This window comes from Caulobacter sp. GW822-FHT01G02 (genome assembly GCF_058802865.1).
The window spans coordinates 274,412-293,984 of record NZ_JBXAON010000004.1 but is presented as its reverse complement, the minus strand read 5'-3'; the positions used below and the strand labels follow the sequence as shown (position 1 = coordinate 293,984).

The following is a 19,573-nucleotide window of genomic DNA, read 5'->3' as shown; positions in this document are numbered from 1 at the left end:
GCTAGAACTCTGGCTGGTTAGAACCTGGCCTTCAGGGTCACGCCGTAGGTGCGCGGCGCGCCGAGGAAGGCGTCGTAGGTGCCCGATTGCAGCGGGCCGTCGTAGCCGACCTGATAGTACTTCTTGTTGGTCAGGTTCTGGGCCCAGGCGTCGACCGTCCAGAGGCCGGTCTGGCTGCCGATGCCGATGCGGCCGTTCATCACCGTCATCTTCGGCTGGACCTTCTGCGGGGCCAGGTCCGAACCGGTGTTGTAGCTGGAGCTGTACTTGGCGCTCAGGTTGGCGTGGAACAGCAGCGACGAACCCAGGTCATGCTCGTAGCTGGCCGCCAGCGAGCCCGACCACAGCGGGGCGAACGACAGGCGGGCGTCGGACAGGCGCGGCGAGACCCCGGTCGGCGCGATGAACGGGCCGTACTCGGTCTCGGCGTAGGTGACGCCGCCCTGCAGGCTGAGGCCCCGGATCGGCGTGAACCACAGCAGGTCGGTGTCGACGCCGAACGATTCCACCTTCGGGATCGAGGTGACGATGTAGCTGACGCCGGTGAAGGTGTTCAGCTGGAAGCCGTCATACGATTGGTGGAAGAAGGCCGAGTTCACCGACAGGCGGCGGTTCAGCCAGCTGGTCTTGAAGCCGACCTCGATCGACTCGACCGTTTCCGGCGCGAAGCCGGTGTCGGGGTTCGGCGTACCCAGGCCGATGCGCGAGCGGTCGAGGTTGAAGCCGCCGGCCTTGTAGCCCTTGGCCCAGGACACATACGACATGATGTCGTCGGTGACCTTGGCCGAGACCTTGAAGGTGCCGGTCCATTCCTTCTCGTTGCGCTTCTGCTTGGAGCTGTAGTTGTTGAAGCCCGGATCGGTCCACGGCAGGCAGAGGTTGCCGATCACGGTCGCGGCGTTGGCGGCGCCGACGATGCCGACGATCGTCCCGGTGCGGCCCAGAGTGGCGGCGCAGCCGTTGTTGCCCGGCAGGTTGGTGTACTGCGTCGCCAGGGTCTTCAGTTCATGCGTATGGCGCAGGCCGATCGTCAGGTCGATCCGATCGGTCAGGTGGTAGGTGTCGTTGGTGAAGAACGACAGGCTCTTGGAGTTCTGCGCGTAGGCGTCCAGCGAGCCGGAATTCGCCGTGTAGGAGGTGCCGGGCGCGCGGCCGGTCAGCGCCGACACGAAGGTCGGGCTGGCGCCGCCCGACAGCAACAGACCCAGATAGGTCTCGTAGGCCGAGCCGTAGCGGAACGGCGTCAGCTGATCGAGGTCCTCGTCGGCGTAGAAGGCGCCGATCAGCCATTCGCCCTTTTCGGCGCGGCCGGCGAAGCGCAGTTCCTGGCTGAACTGCTTGAAGCGCGTGCGCCACTGGTCGCCGTTGCGGTAGGCGATGTCGGCGGTCGAGAAGTCGATGTCCTGGCCGTTGTTGGTCGTCCACTCACGCGCCGCGGTGATCGAGGTCAGGGTCGCGCCGCCCAGCCACGGCGTGGTCCATTCGCCTTCCAGCGAAACGCCCTTGTCCTCGATCTGCTGATCGGTCGGGCGGTTGGCGTAGGAAATGCGGTCGAAGGGCTTGGCCGGAATGGACACGCCGGAGTCGGCCGACAGGGCGTCGAGGATGGGGCCGGTCGGGCCGGTCACGATCTGCACGCCCACGCAGCAACGTTCGTCACGCTTGGTGTAGTCGCCGATGAAGCGGAACTTCAGCTCGTCGGTCGGGGTCGCCAGAAGCTGGCCGCGGATGGTGTAGAAGTCCTGGTTGGCGTCGTCGGTGGCCGTGCGCGGACCCGCGCCGGTCTTGATGGTGTAGAAGCCGTCGCGCTCGCGCTTGGCGGCGAACAGGCGGCCGGCCAGCTTGTCGGCGATGATCGGACCGGTCACGGCGACCGAACCGCCCTTGGAGCCGTAGTTGCCGAAGGTCGCCTCGGCCTCGGCGCCGAATTCGAACTCGGGCGCCTTGGTCAGGACGTTGATGACGCCGGCCGAGGTGTTCTTGCCGAACAGGGTGCCTTGCGGACCCTTCAGCACTTCGACCCGCTCCATTTCGCCCAGGTCGTTGAAGGCCACGCCGTTACGGGGGCGATAGACGCCGTCGATGACGACGCTGACCGAGGATTCCAGGCCGGGGTTGTCGCCGACCGTGCCGACGCCGCGGATGCGGACGGTGGTGTTGGTCTCGTTCGACGTCGACGCCACGTTCAGGCCGGGGGTCAGGATCTGCAGATCCTTGATGTCCTTGACGCCCGCGCCTTCCAGCTGCTTGGCGCCGACCGCGGTCACCACGATCGGCACGTCCTGCAGGTTCTGCTCGCGCTTCTGGGCGGTGACGACGATGCTGTCGACGGTGGGGATCTCGTTCTGGGGGGCGGCCTGCTGGGCCTGGACGGCGCCGGCGCCCATGCCGGCGAGGACAACAGCGGACGCAGTGCCGCAAAGCACCTGGGTGAAGCGCATTTCCTACCTCTCGGTTGTCGGCCGAAAGCGCTTGCCCGCCCCCGGCTCGTTTTTTTTTGTTGTTCCGTCGAACGGTTGTTCGAATGGATAGCCAAGGGTTAGGCGCCACAGGCGCGCTCGGCAAGCAAAATCCCTTGTCAGGACTAGGTTCGGGCGACTTCTGTTGCCGGGAAGCGACAGCATTGGCCGGCCGTCGTAGAAATTCGAAAGAGGCTTGCGCGCGCGGCGGGCGGGTCTCATCTGGCCACTCATGAGCCTCTCGCCCGTCTACCGTCCCGATCCTCGCCTGCAGGCCCTGGGGCGCGATTTCGCCGATCCCGTCGAGGCGGCCGACTTTCCGGAAACGATCCTGCGATTCCGCAACCAGAGGGCGGCGGCCAGCGTCGGGCTGGACGGCCTGACCGACGTCGACTGGGTCCGCCACTTCGGCCGCTTCGCGCCGTTGCCGGACAACCAGCCGGTCCCGCTGGCCATGCGCTATCACGGCCACCAGTTCCGCGTTTACAATCCCGACCTCGGCGACGGCCGCGGCTTCCTGTTCGCCCAGCTTCGCGAACGGGGAACGGATCGCCTGCTGGACCTCGCCACCAAGGGTTCGGGCCAGACGCCGTGGTCGCGGGCCGGCGACGGCCGTCTGACCCTGAAGGGCGGGGTGCGCGAGATCCTGGCCGCGGCGATGCTGGAGGCTCTGGGCGTTCCGACCTCGCGCGCCTTCTCGCTGGTCGAGACCAGCGAGGCCCTGACGCGCGGCGACGAGCCCAGTCCGACCCGCTCGGCGGTACTGACCCGGCTGTCGCACAGCCATATCCGCTTCGGGACCTTCCAGCGCCTGGCCTATTTCGACCAGCGTGACCTGATCGTCCAGTTGGTGGATCACGTGGTCGAGAGCTATTTCCCGCATCTGGCCGACGCGCCCGACCGGGCGGCGGCGCTGATGGGGGAGACGGTGAGCGCCAGCGCCAGGCTGCTGTCGCGCTGGATGACGGCGGGCTTCGTGCACGGGGTGCTGAACACCGACAACATGGTCGTGACGGGCGAGAGCTTCGACTACGGCCCCTGGCGGTTCCTGCCGCGCAACGATCCGAACTTCACGGCCGCCTATTTCGACCACCAGGGGCTCTACAGCTTCGGCCGCCAGCCCGAGGCGGTGTTCTGGAATCTGCAGCAGCTGGCCGCCTGCCTGACCCTGGTCGCCGATCAGGCCGGTCTGCTGGCGGCGCTGAACGGCTTCTCCGACGCCTATCGTCTGGCCCTGCGCGGCGCGATGCTGGACCGCCTGGCCGTCAAGAGCCGCGACCCGGACGATGATGTCGAACTGGTCAACAGCGCGTTCCGGGCCTTGGCCGAAGGGGGCGACGCCTTGCGCTGGGAGCCGTTCTTCTTCGACTGGTTCGGCGGGGCGGCGTCCGAGGCGCGGGCGCTGGGCGGTCCGCGCGCCGATCTCTACCGTACGGAGACGTTCGAGACGTTCCGTCGCCGGCTGGCCGACTTCGAGCCCGATCGGCCCGAGCGCCTGGGCGATCCCGTATTCCAGCGTCCGGAGCCGGAGGAGCTGATCATCGAGGAGGTCGAGGCCCTGTGGGCGCCGATCGCGGAGAGCGACGACTGGGGACCGCTCAACGAAAAGCTTGGCCGGATCGAGGCCGCCCGCGTGGCCTACGCCCTTGGATCGAACGGCGCCAAAAACACCGCACCCTGAGTTTTTTCATTCGGGCGCGGAACAACCGTCAAGTTTCCGTCTTACAGTTCCGGCACAGTGCCTATGACGAACGCCCGCGTGGAGATTCCCAGATGCGCATCTTCCAACCGATCATGCTGGTCTGCGCCGTGGCCATGTCCTTCGTGGGGGCCCTCGGCATCCCGGGCTGCGCCCGCGCTATCGGCGAGTGCCTGCGCGACCGCCCCGAGCTGGCTTAAGCGCTGAGCGCTTCGGACTGGACGGCGGCTTCGCCCGTCAGCTGACGGCGCGCCGTGACGGGGAACGTCGCCAGGAAGCGCTCCAGGAACAGCCAGGTCGCCTTGTCATGATCCAGGTGGTGGGTCAGCAGGCCGATCGGCTCGTTCCATTGACCCGTCTTGCGCCGCTGGCTCATCAGCCGTCGCATCCGTGACAGGAAGCGCCAGGTTCCGCGGAACCGGCCGCCGCCCTTCCAGCGCAGCACGTCCAGGTGGGCGTCGAGGCGCGTGACGCCGTCGCGCACGCCGCTGGTCTGGTCGAAGCCAGACACCACCGTGATCGACGAGTCGGGCAAGGCCTCCAGAAGCCGAGGCCTGATATTGTTCCATGGCGGCACGAACAGCGTCGGCGTCACCCCCGCGCGATGGAAGAGCGCGACGGTGGCGCGCAACTGGGCCCGCACCCAGTCGACGTCGTCGCTGTCGACGATCTCGCCGAAGCCCTGGCCTTCCGGCTGGCGGTTGACGTGCTTGAAGCCGTGGACGGCGAGCTCGACGTGCGGCTCCGTCTCGATGCGGCGCACCAGCAGCGACAGGCTGGGCCCGGCGATGGCCGCCAGGGTCAGCGGGGCGGCGTGACGGCGCGACAGGGCCAGCAGCCGCTCCAGCCCGTCGGTCGCCACGCGGGCGTCGTCATCGCGCCACCACAGGACCGGCGCATGGCCGGCCTTGGTCCAGAGCGCGAGCTCGGGCCCCAGGACCAGACGGAAGGCGAGTGGCGGTCGGGACATACTGGCGTTGAGCGTTACTGGCCGTTGGCCTCGGCGCGGCGCAGCGGCAGCGGGGCGGGGGCGATCACCGGGCGCCCGGCCTCGGTCGCCTGGGCGCGGGCGCGCAGGATCTCGCGCGCCCGCAGGTTCGACAGGATCGGGTACAGGCCGGCCATCAGCGAGATCAGGAAGCCCAGGTCGCCTTCCTTGTAGCCCTTGCGCGAGACGTAGCACTTGAAGAACCGGCGCACGCCGCGGAAGGCGTCGTCGCCGAGGCCCTTGATCTTGCCGCTGTCGGCCAGGTCCAGGGCTTTCAGGGCGGTGTAGCGGCCCAGGCGCGCGAACATGTCGGCGATGTCCTCGTCGACCATGTGCTGCAGGGGTTGGGTCAGACGGCCGCCGTAGACCCCCTCGAGCTTGGCGCCCGGATGGACGCGCTCGGCCTTCCACGACTTGACGCCGCGACGGAACAGTCGGGCCGCCGAGGCGGTGCCGAAGGACCCGCCCCAGCCGTGGCGGACCAGTTGTTGACCGACATAGTTGTCGATCGGGATCTGGTACCAGTCGGCGGCGTCGTCACGCTCGATGGTCTGGCGGATCTCCTCGGCGAAGGCCGGGGTGACGCCTTCGTCGGCGTCCAGTTCAAGGACCCAGTCGCCGGTGCAGCGGGCGATGCCGGCGTGCTTGCGCGGGCCTTCGATCGGGAAGATGCCCGAAACGACCTTGGCGCCGTAGTGGCGGGCGATGGCTTCGGAGCCATCGCTGCAACGGTCGGCGACCACGACGATCTCGTCGCAGAACGACAGGGCCGCCAGGCACGCCGGAAGGCGTTGTTCTTCGTTGTGCACGCAGAGCAGGGCCGAAAGCTTGGCCATCACATGTCCTCGACCGAACGACCACGCCCCCGCGGTCGCTTTGACAGTAAGACGCCGCCGTGCGCGACCTCCCCCCCGGGGAATGACAAATATGTAAGCTTTGCAACAAACTACCGGCGCGGCCTGGGGCGCCGGGATGACTAGAAGTTGGCCGACAGGGCCAGGCTCCACGTCCTCGGACGCTGCGGCGTCACCTGGCGGACCTGGCCGAAGCTGAACGGGTTGCCGTAGGCGAAGGTGTCGCTGGAGCTGTTCCAGGGATTGCTGACGAACACGGCCGCGCGCCAGCGGTCGGTCATCACTTGGGCCGATAGCTTGCCGGTGTAGTAGCCGCCCATGGTCGGCGAGAAGCGCGGGTCGAAGGTCAGGCGAGACTCGCCGATATAGCCGGTCTCGGCCGTCAGCATCAGTGTGGCGCCGGCGATGGGGCGCTGATAGGTCGCCAGGCTGCCGAACGAGACGTCCGGCACGCCGGGCAGGCTGGCGGTGTTGGTGATGCCATAACCGGGCGCGATACGGGTCAGCTTCGGCTCGTTGAACAGAGCGTTGGCCTTCAGGGTCAGGCGCGGCGTCGCCTTCCAGCCCGCCTCGATCTCCAGGCCACGGTTGCGACCGTCGCCGATATTGGCGGTGTAGGACAGGCCTGACGCGAAATACTGGTCGGTCTGGATATCGCGCCAGTCATCATAGAACAGCGCCGCCCGCAGATTCACCCGGCCGTCGAACGGACTTAGCGTCGCGCCGACCTCGTAGTTGCGCAGATGGTCGGGATGGAACACTCGCCTTGCCTCGGACGGCGTTGTCAGGCCCCCTGAGTTGAAGCCGCCGGCGCGATAGCCCTCCGAGCTCAGGGCGTAGATCATGCCGCCGCGCGCCAGGTCGCGCTGGATCGAGATCTTCGGCGAGAAGCCGTTGAATGAGGCCTCGCGGTCGAGGTCGCGCGACTGGCCTGGCGACGGCGCCAGGACGTAGGAGCGGGTGTGGACCGTGGTCTTGAACGCCCGCCCGCCCAGCGCGACCTTCCAGTCGCCGCCCAGGTCGTAGGTCGCCTCGCCATAGAGGGCGTACTCGTTCAGCCGGTCCTTGCGGTTTTCGTCGTAGAAGCTGCGGGTTACATTGCCCGCGCGGGCGCGCAGATTGGCGTCGCCGTCCTCGATACTGGTGGCCAGGAAGCCGCCGATCATCCAGCGCAGCCGGCCCAGGGCGGGCGCGGTGTAGATCATGTCCTCCACCGCCATGCGCACGCGCGCGGCTTCGTCATAGAAGCCGAGCTCAAGCGCCTCCTTCGAGAACTGCTTGAGCGAGACGGTGGCGTCGTAGCGGCTGGCGTAGCGGTGGGTGACGTAGCCGGTCACCGACTCGAACTGGCCCCAGTCGCCCGAGCCGCTGATCTTGACGGAGGTCTGGGACAGGCGGTTGCGGTGGATCTCGCGCATCTGATTGGCGCGGCGCGGGCCGCCGGGGGCCAGGGTGACGTACTGGGTGTCCTTGGACGAGACGCTCTGCAGGGCCGAGCTCAGCTTGATCTGCCATTCGCCCAGGTTCCCGCGCCAAGCCACGCGGCCGCCGCGGCGCGTGGTCTTGTCGACGTTGGACAGGCGCAGGTTGACGTCGTCGAGATAGCCGCCGTCGACGTCGTAGTAGATCGCCGCGCGCAAGGCCGAGACCTGGCCGATCGGCGCGTTGATCACGCCCTCGGCGCGATAGCTGTTCGAGCCGGATTCGGTGGTGGCGATGGTCGAGCCGACCGAGGCTGAATAGCGTCCCAGCTCCGGCTGGCGGGTGACGATACGATAGATGCCCGACAGCGAGCCGCCGCCGTAGAGCGCCCCCTGCGGACCGCGCATCACCTCGACCCGATCGACATCGATCAGCCGCAGGTCCGGGTCGGGGGCGTTGTAGTTGACGGGGATGTCGTCGAGATAGGTGCCGACCGTCGACTGGGTGCGGCCCGTGAAAGTGCCGTCCGACAGGCCGCGCAGCAGGATCTTGTTGCGCGCCGCGCCCAGGTTGGTGGTCATGAAGCCAGCCGTCTGGCGGGCCACCGAGCCGGTTTCGCCGACCCCGGTGTCCTGCAACTGCGGCGAGCCGATGACGCTGACGCCGCCGGCCAGGGCTCCGAGGCGCGACGAGCGCTTGCCGGCGTTGATGACCAGCGGGGTCAGGGGCGCGATCGGCTCTGGCGCGACGATGGCCGGCCGGCCGGCGACCACGGGGCGCGGCGCCGGCGGGCGAGCGACCCAGAAGCGAACCGTGCGGGCGTCGACGAAGCTGTAAGCGCAGCCCTTGCCCAGGCTGACGCGATCCAGGGCTTCGCGCAGGCTGAAGGTTCCGATCAGCGGGACGCCTGGACCCTTGCAGGCTTCGACGCCTCCGATGGTCGTATCCATGCGGACGCCCAGCTCGATCAGGGTTTCGGCGGCGGTGGCCTTGCGGATGTCTAGGCGGACGCGCGATTCCGCCGCGGCGGCTTCATGCGCGCTGGCGCCCAGACCCAGAAGACTGGCGGCGAGCAGGAGCGAAGCCCGATTCAGGGTCGGACCCGGTCAAGAACGTCAGTTGGGAGCGGACGGCCTTCCGCGCAGGACAATCGAATCATCGCTCGGCGTCGCCGAAATCGGCATGAGGCTGGTCAGGCGACGGACCATCGCATCCTGACCATCCACGATCAATACGCCGGAGAACCGAAGGTTGGCGGTGTTTTCACCTTCAAGGCGAAGCGGCCGGTCGAAATAGTGGTTCATGTCGCCGACGATCCGCGTCAGCGGCTCGTTGCGATAGATCAGCCGGCCCGAGCGCCAGCCCACCTGGTCCTCGGCCGCGACACCGCGCACGCTGACGCCGGCAGCGCCCTCGACATGTTCCAGCATCTGGCCCGGGCGCAGCCGCACGGGGGTGTCGTCACCATCGGTCGAGACTTCCACCAGGCCGCGCAGCACGGTGACCGTGAGCAGGCCGTCGCGGCGGCGGACGTCGAACTTGGTGCCGACCACGCGCACGGTCTCGTCGCCGGCGGTGATCAGAAACGGGCGAGCGGCGTCGTGCGCCACGTCGAACAGGGCCTGGCCGTCATGGACGGTGACGCGGCGGGCGTCCTTCTCGAGGCGCACGGACAGATGCGAGTCGGTGTTCAGGTCGATGTGGCTGCCGTCAGCCAGCGCGATGGCGCGGTTCTCGCCCTTGGCCGTGGTGTAGAGCGTGTCGGAGGCGGGCAGGAGCTCGCTCCATGGCGCGACGACCAGGGCGACGGCCGCCGCGGCGCCTGCGGCGCCCAGACCACCCAGCCAACGCCAGTCGATCGAGAACACACGCTTCGCCGCGGCGCGCTTCGGCTCGGCCAATTCCCCCCGGACGGCCGCGCCTCGCTGGAAGATCTCCTCGTCGACGGCCTGGATGGCGTCATACGCCTCCCGCGCACCGGGCTCGTCGAGCCAGGCGTCAAACGCCAGCCAGTCGGTCTCTTCGACCTCCGGCCGCTGCAATCGGGTCAGCCAATCAGCCGCCTCTTGCAGGTGTTGCGCTGACCGGCTCATCCGGTGGTGCTCCGACGAGGATCCATCATCCCCTTAAAAACTGACGGCGCCGACGAGACCCGTCCCCCATGCGGACTTGCATAAATCACCGGAGTCGCCTCGTCAGGGTCTTTAGGGCGGCGCTAATGTGCTTTTCCACCGTACTGACGCTGATGCCCATGCGCCGGGCGGTTTCCATGTGACTGTGACCCTCCAGCTTATGCAACTGGAAAGCTTGACGGGTCTTTTCAGGCAGATCCTCGACAGCCTCGACCAAGGCCTTCAGCCGCTGGCGGCCGGCGACCACCTCGTCGGCGGCGGGCTCGTCGGCGACCTCGTGGCCGGCGACGACGGTGGTGTTGACGTGGCGCCAGTCGCTGTCGCGCGTCCCCGACCGCTTCTGGCTGCGCAGGCGGTCCAGCATCAGGTTCGAGCCGATCCGGTGCAGCAGGGCCGACGGATTATCGACCGGGCCGATCGACTCCATGCCGCTGATGCGGATGTAGAGGTCCTGGACCAGATCCTCGGCCTCGGCGCGGGAGCCCAGGCGCGCGGAGAAGAAACGCACCAGATTGGCGCGCTTTTCCTCGTACAGGCCGAGCAGCGTGGCCTTGTCCGAGCTCGTCACGCTCAAAAGATCACCCACGTCCGCCAAAAACCGCCCCGTCACGGCGCAGCACTATCCATCTTTTTGGCGGAAAGACGATCGTTTGTTGCGACCGATCCTCAAGTCAGACTCGGAGCGGGCGCGAGGCTGTCTAGGGTCCAAAAACCCGTGAAAGTTCAAATAACGGCGGCTTTTCATGCTTAAGCCTCGCCGCCTGAATGGCGCCGTCCTCGACGAACGGTGGCGATGCCTGGACTTATGTGGCGAAATGTCGCGGCGCGGGCGTCGCGAGGCGGCGCCGTCTTGGCGCGCATCGAAATCTCCGCGTGAAGTGGGGACCGCCCTCCTCCGCTGAACGGGGGGAGAAGGGCGGCGATGTCAGGCCCTGCTTGGGGGAGGGGCGGGCCTTGTCCTTGCGAGACCCCGTCACCTTGCGCCTTCGGGTCGAAGAAAACTTGAATGGAACGATCAGTTTTTGCGTCGCTTCAAGGCGATCGTCCGCCTGCGGCCGACGTCGGCAATGTAATCCATTGTAAAATCAGAGACGCGGTCCCTGGCCGGCGTCGAGCTCTTGCCATTTAAGCTGAAAAACGCGACTGGGGAGCGCGGAACATGGAACGGTCCAGCATGATGGCGCCGACGGTCGAGACCGTTGGCCACCGGTCCCGACCGCGTCGCCTTCGCCCCGGCCGGTTCTTGGTGGCCGTGGGCCTTGCGGTGCTGAGCTGGGCGATGATCATCCTGGCCTGGTGCGCCCTGAGCGCCTGGCTCGCGTGACCTTCGGCGCGCACGGCGCTATCATCTTTTAGTTGGACCACCTGGGGCGAACGACCATGCGCGCACGCGGCTTTTTGCTGGCCGGAGCCTGTCTGACGCTGCTTGCCGCCTGCGCCTCGCCTCGCGCCGTGGGGCAGGGGGACGTCACCGGGTTGAAGGGTCTGGCCCCCTATTCCAGCTCGGCCGACGGCGCCGACGCGGCCTTCGCCAAGGCGGTCCAGGCGCGGGCGATCGACGCGCTGGGCGGAAGCGGCGGCGGCAAGCCGGCCTATCTCGTGCAGGTCGGCGTGGCCGTGGCGCCTTTGAGCGTCGGGGTTTCCAGCGCCGCCGGGACCCTGGACGACAAGGCCTGGCGCAGTCCGGCCGAGCGCCGTCCCTGGTGGCGACCCTGGCAGGGCAAGGGACCGGCCCGCACCGTCACCCTGGCGGTGGTCGAGGCCGGTACGGGCAAGACGGTCGCCTGGTCCTCCATCCGGGCGCGCAAAGGCGAGCCGGCGGCCGTGGCCGACCTGCTGGTCGCGGCCCTGCGGCCTTCCACCAAGGGCTAGACGCCAGGAGCTAGTTCGCCAGCCCGACGGTGTGGCGCGGCAGGCGGACGGTGAACTCCGCCCCGACGCCAGGCGCGCTGCGGCACGAAACCTCGCCGCCGTGGCGGGCGACGGCGGCCTGCACGAAGGCCAGGCCCAGGCCCGCGCCATTGACCGTGAAGTCGTGACCCGGCCGCTCGAACCGCTGGAAGGGCCTAAAAGCGGTGGCCGCCTCCTCGCGCGAGAAACCCGGCCCCTGGTCGGCGATGGAGACATTGGCGGTCGGGCCGCTGGCCGAAGGTTGCTCCGAGAGGCTGACGGTGATGGTCGAGCCCTCCGGGCTGTACTTCACGGCATTTCCCAGCAGGTTGACCAGGGTGCGGGCCAGGACGCCCCGGTCGCCCAGCACGGTCAGCGGCGCGTCGTCGCCGACCTGCTCGATACGGATCTTGCGCTGCACCGACTGCGGCCAGACCTCGTCGATGGCCTCGACGGCGATGTCGGCCAGGTCGACTGGCTCCAGATGGACCGGCGTCACCTCCGCCCGCGCCAGTTGTACGAAGCCGTCGGCCAGGGCCAGGGTTCGCTTGGCGTAGGCGGCGATGCGGTCGGACAGCTCGGGCGGGACGTCCGGCGTCGTGGCCAGCAGGGCCAGGATCGAGGTCTGCGGCGAGCGCATGTCGTGGGTCAGCAGTTGCAGGGCCTGCTCGCGTTGGCGCATGGCGGCCGTGAGGATCGAGATATCGGCCAGGCGGACGATCCAGCCGGCCGGCGCGTCGGCCTCGTCCCTGCGGAACACGGTCTGCAGCTGGAAGGCGCGGCCGTCGGGCAGATGCAGGTCGATCGGCTCGTGCCGCTCGTTGGCCAAAGGGGGGGGAGTGGGGGGCCAGTCCAGCTCGAAACGATGGCCCAGCGGTTCCAGAGCGTTGATCAGATCGGCCAGGGACGAGCCCGTCAGCTGAATCTGACTGGGCTTGAACAGGGCCTGGGCGGCGGCGTTGGCGGCGATCACCCGGCCGTGGGCGTCGGCGACCAGGGTGGCGTCGGGCAGGCTGAACAGGGCGTCGGCCGAGAAGCGGCGCAGGTCGTCCATGCGGGTGATGGCCTCGCCCAGGTTCGAGGCCTGGCGCGCCACGACGTCGCTTTCGAAGTCGGCCGGAGCGGTTCCGCGTCCGCGCACGATGCCACGCACCCGCGCAAGTTCGCGGCTCAGCAGGTCGTTGACCCGGCCCAGCTGTCCCCAGCCCCAGACCAGGGCGATAATCTGCAGGCCCAGCACGGTGGCGATCGGCGATAGCCAGACCTGGCCCAGCCAGAACATCGCCGCCGAATAGGCCACACCGACCAGGCAGAGGCCGATCGTCAGCATCAGGTTGGCGCGCGGCGGCAGGATCAGGAACCCGACCATCAGCAGCCACAGCAGGGTGAGCGTGAAGGCCGCGCGGCTCCACGGGCCGGCGGGCTTGACCATCAGGCCGCTGCGCAGGCCGTCCAGGACGCTGGCCTGCAACTGCACGCCGGTCATGCTGGCGGCGTCGGGCGTCACCGGCGTCGGGAAGGCGGGACCCAGGCCCGGGGCGGTGAGGCCCACGAACACCGTGTGGCCGGCGATCAGCGACGGCGGCGCCTCGCCGTCCAGAACGCTGGAAAAGCTGACGTGGCGATAGATCGACGGCGGGCCGGCGAACGGGATCAGCAGGGTCTGGTCGAAGCCGCGGGTGACGTCGCGCCCGCCCGCCGGGCGGGTGGCGCGATGGACGACGGTGACCAGGTCTGGAGTCAGGCTGGCGCCGTTGATCTCGAACGGGGCCATGCGGCGCACGACGCCGTCGTCGTCGAAGCGAACATGGGCCAGACCGACGCCGGCCGCGCCCTGGGCGATGGCCGGCACCGAGCCCAGGACGCGCGGTGGGGCGTCCGCGCCCGCGTCGGCCAGGAATTGCGGCAGGTAGACCCGGCCCGAGCGCTTGATGGCCTCGCCCAGCGCCTGGTCCTGGGCCGGGTCGCCGGCCTCGCTGAACAGCACGTCGTAGACGATGGTCCGCGCGCCCGCCTCGGTCAGGCGGTCGACCATCCTGGCGTGGGTCTCGCGCGACCACGGCCAGGCGCCCAGCTGGGCCAGGCTGCGGTCGTCGATGTCGATGATCAGGATCGAGGGATCGGCCGGTCGGCCGTTGGCGCGGGCCAGGATGTCGTAGAGCACGTTGTCCAGCCGCTTGGGCGGCAGGACGGCGAAGACCACCATGAGCAGGCTGGAGACGATGGCCAGCAGCAGCCAGGACAGCAGCCGCCCGCTCGGGCGCGGCGCGCGGGGCCCGGCGTTCGTCACTTCCCGATCTGCAACTGCTGCAGCGTCCCTACCTTCTCGGTCACCGCGCCATCCTTGAAGCGCACGGCGGCCACGCGCCAGGAATAGCTCCCGGGCGGCAGGTCGGTCAGGGTCAGCTGGGGTTCGGTCAGGCCGGGCTGGTCGACGATGGCGACCTTGGCCTCGGCGTCGGAAAACAGCTGGAAGCGATAGTTGCGCACCCCGTCGCCAGCCGCGCTCCAGCGGAACAGGAATTTGCGATGCTTGCCCTCGCGGCTGTCGGACGGCGCGCCGGCGTCCAGCGTGTTGAGGTCGCGGTCGAAGCTGTAGTCGGACGGGAAGCCTTCCAGGCCGCCCGGGTCGATCGCGGTCAGGCGGACGAAATAGGTGCCGTTCTCCAGCTGGCTGAAGTCGGCGGTCGGGCGCTCGCGGGTCGTGGTCTGGGTCCTGGCCTCGGCGAAGACGTCCATGAAGCCGGCGTCGCGGGCCAGCAGCAGGCGATAGGCGGCCGCGCCCTGGACGGGCTCGACGGTGAAGCGGACGATCGCCTCGTTCTGGGTCTGGCCGCCGGGACCCATCTTCGGTCCGGGCAGCAGTTCGACGGGCGCGCCGACGCCGCTGGCCGAGGCGCTGACGCCGAAGCCCGCCGCCACCGGCGGTCCGCCGGTCGCCACCTGGCCGGCGTCGACCCCGACCGCGCCTTTCAGCACTTCCGTCTGGGCTCCGTCACCGCTGGCGCCGACCCGGAATTCGGTGCCGCGCACGGCCGAGACCGAGACAGGGGTGCGCACCTCGAACCGGGCGCCCGGCGTATGGGTCGGCGTCGCCGAGATCGTGCTCTTGCCCTGGTCCAGCTGGAACACCCGCTGGGGCGCATTGTTGATCATCACCTGACGCAGCTTGGAGATCCGCACGCGGGTGTTCGACGGCAGGGTGACGCGCGAGGCGTCTTCCAGCTCGAAGGTGGCGAAAGCGCCGGGGCCGGTGCTGATCACCTGGCCCTCGGACAGCGGCATGCCGACCCGCGCCGGCGTGCGCTGGCCGTTGGTCTCGACGGTGACGGGGCCGGTGAACGCCGACAGGCTGGCGGCGATCGGCGTCGACTTCAAAAGGTTCGGGTCGATGTTCAGCTGCGAGCCCGGTCGCAGGCGTGTGGGCTGGGCCACGCGATTGGCCTTTTGCACCGCCCGGTAGTCGCCAGGCCGGTTCATGTAGCGGCTGGCGAGACCGATCAGCGTGTCGCCCGGCTTGACCACATAGGCCACCGGCGGCTCCGGCGCGGCGGTCTGGGCGTTGGCCGCGCTCGCGAGCGTCAGCCCCGCCAGAAAAAGGAGGCCCGCTCCGGCAGCCCTGATCATGTCTACTCTCCCCCGCCCGCCGTCTCGGGATCGCAGGCCTCGAGACGATAACCGAAACCGTAGACCGTGCTGAGTCGGAAACCGTTGGTGGGCCGCAGGTGCAGCTTGGCGCGCAGGCGCGAGACGTGCGCGTCCAGGGTGCGGGTCTCCAGATCCGGCCGCTGGCCCCAGATGCGCCGAAGCAGGTACTCGCGCGACAGGGGGCGGGACAGGTTGTTGAAGAGCAAGGACGCCAGCTGGAATTCCTTGGGCGTCAGGGCCTCGACATGGCCGGCCCAACTGGCCGTCTGGGCGCCCGGGTCCAGGCGATAGGGACCATGTTGCTCGACCTGGGGCGAGACCGGCGGCCGGTGGATGCGGCGGGCCACGGCGTTGACGCGGGCTAGCAGCACCTGGGGCTGCAGCGGCTTGACGATGTAGTCGTCGGCGCCGGCGTTCAGGCCTTCCACGAGGTCCGCCTCGACCGAGCGGCTGGTCAGCAGCAGCACCGGCGGGGCGGTGGTCGGATCCTCGCGCAGCAGGCGCAGGGTCTCGACACCGGACAGCTCCGGCATGTTCCAGTCGAGAATGATCAGGTCGAACGTCTGCTTGCGCAGCTCGGCCAAAAGGCGCGAGGGCGTCGTGAAGCTGGTGCAGACAAAGCCTGCAGGATCCAGAACCGAAGCGACAAGCGCATTATGGCTTTGGTCGTCGTCGAGCAGGGCGACTTTCATGCGCTCACTTATACTGGGAAGTGGCGCGTCCCGCGGGGGAGCGGAACGCGCCGCGGGACGCCCGATGTCGGTGGGGTGACGAGCAGGCGACCAGCTATTCATTGTTATCGCGCCCCGCCCCCGGTTGCTCGCCTTCAGGCGGCATTTTTACAATGCTTTACAGTCGGGTCGAGCGAGCATTCATGCGGCGACCCGGATGATCGAACCCAACTTGGGGGCGAGATCGCCCGTGGAGCGAACCTCGACGCCGGAAAGTCCCAGCCAGGACGCCATCAGCGCCAGTTCCCCGGCGAGCCGGTCGGCGGTCGCGTCATCGGCGTCAGGCTCGGCGTGGGCGGCCAGGACCAGCAGCTTGCCGGCCTTGCGATCGGCCTTCAGGTCGACACGCGCGGTGATCGCCTCGTCCTGCAGGAACGGCAGGACGTAGTAGCCGTGGGTGCGCTTGTGGGCGGGGGTATAGATCTCCAGCCGCACGCGGACGCCGAACATCCGCTCGGTGCGCTCGCGGAACCAGATCAGGTTGTCGAACGGCGAGAGCAGGGCGGCGGTCTTCACCGCGCGTGGCCGCCGCGCCCGCGGCCACAGATAGGCGGGCTGCTCCCAGCCCTTGACGGCGACCGGGGTCAGGGTCCCGTCGCCGACCAGCGCGGCCACGCCGTCGCGAGCGTCGGTCACGCCCAGCCGGAAGTAGTCGCGCAGGTCCCGCTCGGTGGCCACGCCCATGGCGCGGGCCGAAATCTTCAGCAGTTCGCGGCAAGCCTCGGCGCGGGCGGGCGTGGGGGTCTCGACGATCGCGCTGGGCAGCACCTTCTCGGGCAGGCCATAGACGCGCTCGAAGCTGTTGCGGCGGGTGGCGGTGGTCAGGCGGCCGGTCCAGAACAGGCATTCCATGGCCCGCTTGCCCTCGCTCCAGCCCCACCAGCCGCCTTCGCCCTTGGCGCCCAGCTCCAGTTCGGAGGCCGCCAGCGGGCCGCGCTCGGCGACGGCGGCCAGGGCCTTGTCGATGAAGTCCGCGTGGCTGCGCAGGAAGCCCGAGACATTTTTCCAGACCCCGACGCCGTCGAGGGCGTCCTGCATCCGCCAGCGTAGCAGGGGATGGGTCGAGAGCGGCGTCAGCGAGGCCTCGTGCGCCCAGTATTCGGCGAGGTCCGGCGTCTTGCCCCAGGCCATAGCCTCCAGCAGCGACCGGTCGTAGGCCCCCAGGCGCGAGAACAGCGGCAGATAGTGCGAGCGCGAGACGACATTGACCGAGTCGATCTGCACGACGCCCAGGTTCTCGATCGTCGAGAGCAGGTGGCGTTTGCCCGGCGCGGTCGGGCGCGGTCGCGCGAAGCCCTGCGCCGCCAGCGCGATGCGTCGCGCGTCCTTCGCGGAGAGGGTCTCGACCATGGCTCTAGTTGAACTTGCGTCGGGACCGGGCGCAAGGCAGTGAGACCGCTAACATCTAGGGAGCAGCCATCATGACCGTGATCGAACGGGGCCCGGCCCGCTTGGCGCTCGCGCCAGAGGTCGGCGGCGCGATCGCCGCGTTCACGATCGGCGGCCGGGACGTGCTGCGGCCGATGGCGGCTGGCGCGACCGACGCCCTGCTGACGGCGAGCTTTCCGCTGGTCCCGTTCTGCAACCGCATCCCGAACGGCCGCTTCGCGTTCGAAGGCCGCGAGGTCGTGCTGCCGCCGAACCTGGCCGGCCATCCGCATACCCTGCACGGACAGGGCTGGCGCAACGCCTGGACGGTGGAGAAGGCGCGGGGAGGCGAAGCGGTGCTCTCCTACGAACACGCGGCGGACGCCTGGCCGTGGGCCTATCGCGCCGAGCAGCGCCTCGTGCTGTCCGAGAGCGGGCTGCGCATCGAGCTGACCGTGACCAACACCGGCGACGCGGCGATGCCGGCCGGCCTGGGTTTCCACCCCTATTTCCCGCGTCGCGAGGGCGAGGTCCTGACGGCGGCCAATGACGGCGTCTGGATGATCGACGCCGACGTGCTGCCGACCGTGCGCCATCCGGGCGTCCGGGGACCGGACTGGGCCGCTGGCGCCGTGGTCGAGGGCCACGCGCTGATCGACCATTGCTACACAGGCTGGGACCAGCGAGCGGTGCTGAGCGCGCCGGGCCAGCCGGACACGGTCGTCACCGCTTCGGCCGATTGCCGCTGGCTGCACGTCTATGTCCCGCCGGGGGAGGACCACTATTGCGTCGAGCCCTGCGCCAGCCGCCCCAATCCGTTCGGGGAAGGGGAGACTGGCGTGGTGACGCTTCAGCCCGGGGAGAGCCGGTCGATCTGGATGGAAGTGGCTAAGGCGTAATCCCGGCCTGGGCTTTCAGCCTGCTCACCATGTCGTTCGACATGTAGCCGTCGGCCGGCAGTTGCTGGCTCTGCTGCCAGGCGCGCAGGGCCTTGCGGGTGCCGGCGCCGATGACGCCGTCGGCCGGACCTGGATTGAAGCCGACGCGGGCCAGGGCGATCTGGGCGGCCATGCGGTCCGACATCGACAACGGGGTCTCGACCGGCCAGGGCGTGATCGGGGCCTCGCCGCCGCCGAAGCGGTCGGCCAGCAGGCCGATACCCAGGGCGTAGGACGTCGAGTTGTTGTAGGTGCGGATCGCGAAATGGTTCGGCAGGGCCAGGAAGGCCGGACCCGCCGCGCCCGCCGGCAGGAGCAGCATGGCCGGCGAGGCGGCGTCGGCCGCCGTCCAGGGCAGGCCGTCGGCGCGGCGCACGCCACGCGCTTCCCACCAGGCCGGGATCTGTTTGTCGACTTCGGTCACCGAATAGTCGAAGCCGGCCGGCAGGATCACCTCCTTGGCCCAGCCCGCGCCGGGCTTCCAGCCGCCCTTGACCAGCAGGTTGGCGGCCGAGGCCAGGCTGTCGGCGTCCGAACCCCAGATGTCGCGGCGGCCGTCGCCGTCGAAGTCGACGGCGGTCGAGCGGTAGCTGGAGGGGAGGAACTGAGTCTGGCCCATCGCCCCGGCCCACGAGCCGCGCAGCTGGGCGCGAGTGACCTCGCCCGAATCGATGATCTTCAGAGCGGCGATCAGTTCGCCCTCGGCCCAGGCGCGGCGGCGGCCGTCAGCGGCCAGGCTGACCATCGAGCGGACGACGTCGAAATTGCCCTGCAGCTGGCCGAACGCCGATTCCATGGCCCAGACAGCCAGCAGGATGTCACGCGGCACGCCGTAGCGGGCCTCGATGGTCGGCAGGTAGGCCAACTCCTCCCGCTTGCGGCGGCCCACCGCCACGCGGTCGTCGCTGATCACGCCCTTGATGTAGTCGCCCACCGGCTTGGAGAACTCCGGCTGGCGGCTGTCCAGGCTGATGACCTTGGGATCGGGCGTCACGCCGGCCAGCTCGCGATCCAGCAGGGCGGGCGACAGGCCCTGGGCGATGGCGCGGCCTCGGAAGTCCCGCAGCCAGGTGTCGAAGGCCAGCTCGCCGGCGGGCACGGGCGTCGCCGGAACCGGCTGCGGCGCGGCCGGAGTCTGGGGCTTGGGCGCCGGTTGCGGCGGGGTGATCGCCGTCAGCGGACCTTGTGGAGACGTGTCCGCGCAACCGGCGAGCAGGAGAACGAGAAAGACGCGACGATCGATGGCCATGCGGGGGAAGCTACCGGGGTTCGAGTAAAGCCTTCAATCACAAGCGCGCCAGACGGGTGAAGTTCCCGCGAAATCCCCACGCGCATTTGGGCGAAAGGGCGTCGAGCGCATTGACTCCGGTCCGCGTCGCACTTATACGCACCGCCTCCGAAACACCCCGGAAGTTCTGGCCGTATTCTGCGCGCCCGAACCTCT

16 protein-coding genes are annotated in these 19,573 nt (G+C 69.0%); 5 read left to right on the top strand and 11 right to left on the bottom strand.

Translation table 11 applies throughout. From position 1 onward, the window contains the following. Positions 1-17 precede the first annotated feature (17 nt). Positions 18-2,441 carry a TonB-dependent receptor gene (locus AC1RNC_RS13675; RefSeq protein WP_492886950.1) on the bottom strand — a complete coding sequence of 808 codons (2,424 nt, stop codon included), beginning with the start codon at positions 2,439-2,441 and terminating at the stop codon, positions 18-20. Between the two features lie 250 nt (positions 2,442-2,691). Here AC1RNC_RS13675 and AC1RNC_RS13670 point away from each other — a divergent pair, with 250 nt between their 5' ends. Both AC1RNC_RS13670 and AC1RNC_RS13665 read left to right on the top strand, forming a co-directional pair. Then, complete coding sequence (locus AC1RNC_RS13670) at positions 2,692-4,140, top strand: protein adenylyltransferase SelO (RefSeq protein ID WP_492886949.1); 1,449 nt, start codon at positions 2,692-2,694, stop codon at positions 4,138-4,140. Positions 4,141-4,232: 92 nt separating this feature from the next. Next, positions 4,233-4,358, top strand: a complete 126-nt coding sequence (locus AC1RNC_RS13665; RefSeq protein WP_099581400.1) for a hypothetical protein — start codon at positions 4,233-4,235, stop codon at positions 4,356-4,358. Here the strand turns inward: AC1RNC_RS13665 and AC1RNC_RS13660 are convergent. From AC1RNC_RS13660 to AC1RNC_RS13640, 5 genes are all read right to left on the bottom strand, one after another. Beyond that, on the bottom strand, positions 4,355-5,128 hold the full coding sequence (locus tag AC1RNC_RS13660; protein ID WP_492886948.1) for a polysaccharide deacetylase family protein: 774 nt from the start codon (positions 5,126-5,128) through the stop codon (positions 4,355-4,357). The two genes, AC1RNC_RS13665 and AC1RNC_RS13660, sit on opposite strands and share 4 nt — an antisense overlap. A gap of 14 nt (positions 5,129-5,142) precedes the next feature. Further along, positions 5,143-5,982 carry a glycosyltransferase family 2 protein gene (locus AC1RNC_RS13655; protein ID WP_492886947.1) on the bottom strand — a complete coding sequence of 280 codons (840 nt, stop codon included), beginning with the start codon at positions 5,980-5,982 and terminating at the stop codon, positions 5,143-5,145. Positions 5,983-6,122: 140 nt separating this feature from the next. Next, entirely contained in the window at positions 6,123-8,372 is a 2,250-nt protein-coding gene (locus AC1RNC_RS13650) for a TonB-dependent receptor (protein ID WP_492886946.1), read from the bottom strand. A gap of 165 nt (positions 8,373-8,537) precedes the next feature. Further along, the gene (locus AC1RNC_RS13645; protein WP_492886945.1) at positions 8,538-9,515 is read right to left on the bottom strand and encodes a FecR family protein; all 978 of its coding nucleotides are present in this window, start codon (positions 9,513-9,515) and stop codon (positions 8,538-8,540) included. A gap of 85 nt (positions 9,516-9,600) precedes the next feature. Continuing rightward, positions 9,601-10,122: an RNA polymerase sigma factor gene (locus AC1RNC_RS13640; protein WP_492886944.1), complete on the bottom strand. Its 522-nt coding sequence runs from the start codon at positions 10,120-10,122 to the stop codon at positions 9,601-9,603. Positions 10,123-10,713: 591 nt separating this feature from the next. Here AC1RNC_RS13640 and AC1RNC_RS13635 point away from each other — a divergent pair. Next, a complete protein-coding gene (locus AC1RNC_RS13635) occupies positions 10,714-10,878 on the top strand; it encodes a hypothetical protein (RefSeq protein ID WP_492886943.1) in 165 nt (54 codons plus the stop codon). A gap of 56 nt (positions 10,879-10,934) precedes the next feature. Beyond that, positions 10,935-11,426, top strand: coding sequence for a hypothetical protein (locus AC1RNC_RS13630; RefSeq protein WP_492886942.1), 492 nt, complete (start codon positions 10,935-10,937; stop codon positions 11,424-11,426). A gap of 10 nt (positions 11,427-11,436) precedes the next feature. Here the strand turns inward: AC1RNC_RS13630 and AC1RNC_RS13625 are convergent, their stop codons facing one another. From AC1RNC_RS13625 to AC1RNC_RS13610, 4 genes are all read right to left on the bottom strand, one after another. Further along, complete coding sequence (locus AC1RNC_RS13625; protein ID WP_492886941.1) at positions 11,437-13,734, bottom strand: CHASE2 domain-containing protein; 2,298 nt, start codon at positions 13,732-13,734, stop codon at positions 11,437-11,439. Continuing rightward, positions 13,731-15,107: a FecR domain-containing protein gene (locus AC1RNC_RS13620; RefSeq protein WP_492887223.1), complete on the bottom strand. Its 1,377-nt coding sequence runs from the start codon at positions 15,105-15,107 to the stop codon at positions 13,731-13,733. Before AC1RNC_RS13620 ends, AC1RNC_RS13625 begins: the two co-directional genes overlap by 4 nt. Further along, positions 15,074-15,886, bottom strand: a complete 813-nt coding sequence (locus AC1RNC_RS13615) for a response regulator transcription factor (RefSeq protein WP_492836811.1) — start codon at positions 15,884-15,886, stop codon at positions 15,074-15,076. Before AC1RNC_RS13615 ends, AC1RNC_RS13620 begins: the two co-directional genes overlap by 34 nt. Positions 15,887-15,964: 78 nt before the next feature. Beyond that, the gene (locus tag AC1RNC_RS13610; protein ID WP_492886940.1) at positions 15,965-17,173 is read right to left on the bottom strand and encodes a winged helix-turn-helix domain-containing protein; all 1,209 of its coding nucleotides are present in this window, start codon (positions 17,171-17,173) and stop codon (positions 15,965-15,967) included. Between the two features lie 71 nt (positions 17,174-17,244). Here AC1RNC_RS13610 and AC1RNC_RS13605 point away from each other — a divergent pair, with 71 nt between their 5' ends. Next, entirely contained in the window at positions 17,245-18,090 is an 846-nt protein-coding gene (locus tag AC1RNC_RS13605) for an aldose 1-epimerase (protein ID WP_492886939.1), read from the top strand. On the opposite strand, the gene AC1RNC_RS13600 is transcribed toward AC1RNC_RS13605, so the two are convergent. Further along, positions 18,080-19,378, bottom strand: a complete 1,299-nt coding sequence (locus tag AC1RNC_RS13600; protein WP_492886938.1) for a lytic murein transglycosylase — start codon at positions 19,376-19,378, stop codon at positions 18,080-18,082. The two genes, AC1RNC_RS13605 and AC1RNC_RS13600, sit on opposite strands and share 11 nt — an antisense overlap. Positions 19,379-19,573 lie beyond the last annotated feature (195 nt).

Bases quoted from the DNA above. Each gene is read 5' to 3' on its own strand.
- AC1RNC_RS13675 (WP_492886950.1), bottom strand. From the start codon at position 2,441: ATGCGCTTCACCCAGGTGCTTTGCGGCACTGCGTCCGCTGTTGTCCTC.
- AC1RNC_RS13670 (WP_492886949.1), top strand. From the start codon at position 2,692: ATGAGCCTCTCGCCCGTCTACCGTCCCGATCCTCGCCTGCAGGCCCTG.
- AC1RNC_RS13665 (WP_099581400.1), top strand. From the start codon at position 4,233: ATGCGCATCTTCCAACCGATCATGCTGGTCTGCGCCGTGGCCATGTCC.
- AC1RNC_RS13660 (WP_492886948.1), bottom strand. From the start codon at position 5,128: ATGTCCCGACCGCCACTCGCCTTCCGTCTGGTCCTGGGGCCCGAGCTC.
- AC1RNC_RS13655 (WP_492886947.1), bottom strand. From the start codon at position 5,982: ATGGCCAAGCTTTCGGCCCTGCTCTGCGTGCACAACGAAGAACAACGC.
- AC1RNC_RS13650 (WP_492886946.1), bottom strand. From the start codon at position 8,372: ATGGATACGACCATCGGAGGCGTCGAAGCCTGCAAGGGTCCAGGCGTC.
- AC1RNC_RS13645 (WP_492886945.1), bottom strand. From the start codon at position 9,515: ATGAGCCGGTCAGCGCAACACCTGCAAGAGGCGGCTGATTGGCTGACC.
- AC1RNC_RS13635 (WP_492886943.1), top strand. From the start codon at position 10,714: ATGGAACGGTCCAGCATGATGGCGCCGACGGTCGAGACCGTTGGCCAC.
- AC1RNC_RS13630 (WP_492886942.1), top strand. From the start codon at position 10,935: ATGCGCGCACGCGGCTTTTTGCTGGCCGGAGCCTGTCTGACGCTGCTT.
- AC1RNC_RS13615 (WP_492836811.1), bottom strand. From the start codon at position 15,886: ATGAATAGCTGGTCGCCTGCTCGTCACCCCACCGACATCGGGCGTCCC.
- AC1RNC_RS13610 (WP_492886940.1), bottom strand. From the start codon at position 17,173: ATGGTCGAGACCCTCTCCGCGAAGGACGCGCGACGCATCGCGCTGGCG.
- AC1RNC_RS13605 (WP_492886939.1), top strand. From the start codon at position 17,245: ATGACCGTGATCGAACGGGGCCCGGCCCGCTTGGCGCTCGCGCCAGAG.
- AC1RNC_RS13600 (WP_492886938.1), bottom strand. From the start codon at position 19,378: ATGGCCATCGATCGTCGCGTCTTTCTCGTTCTCCTGCTCGCCGGTTGC.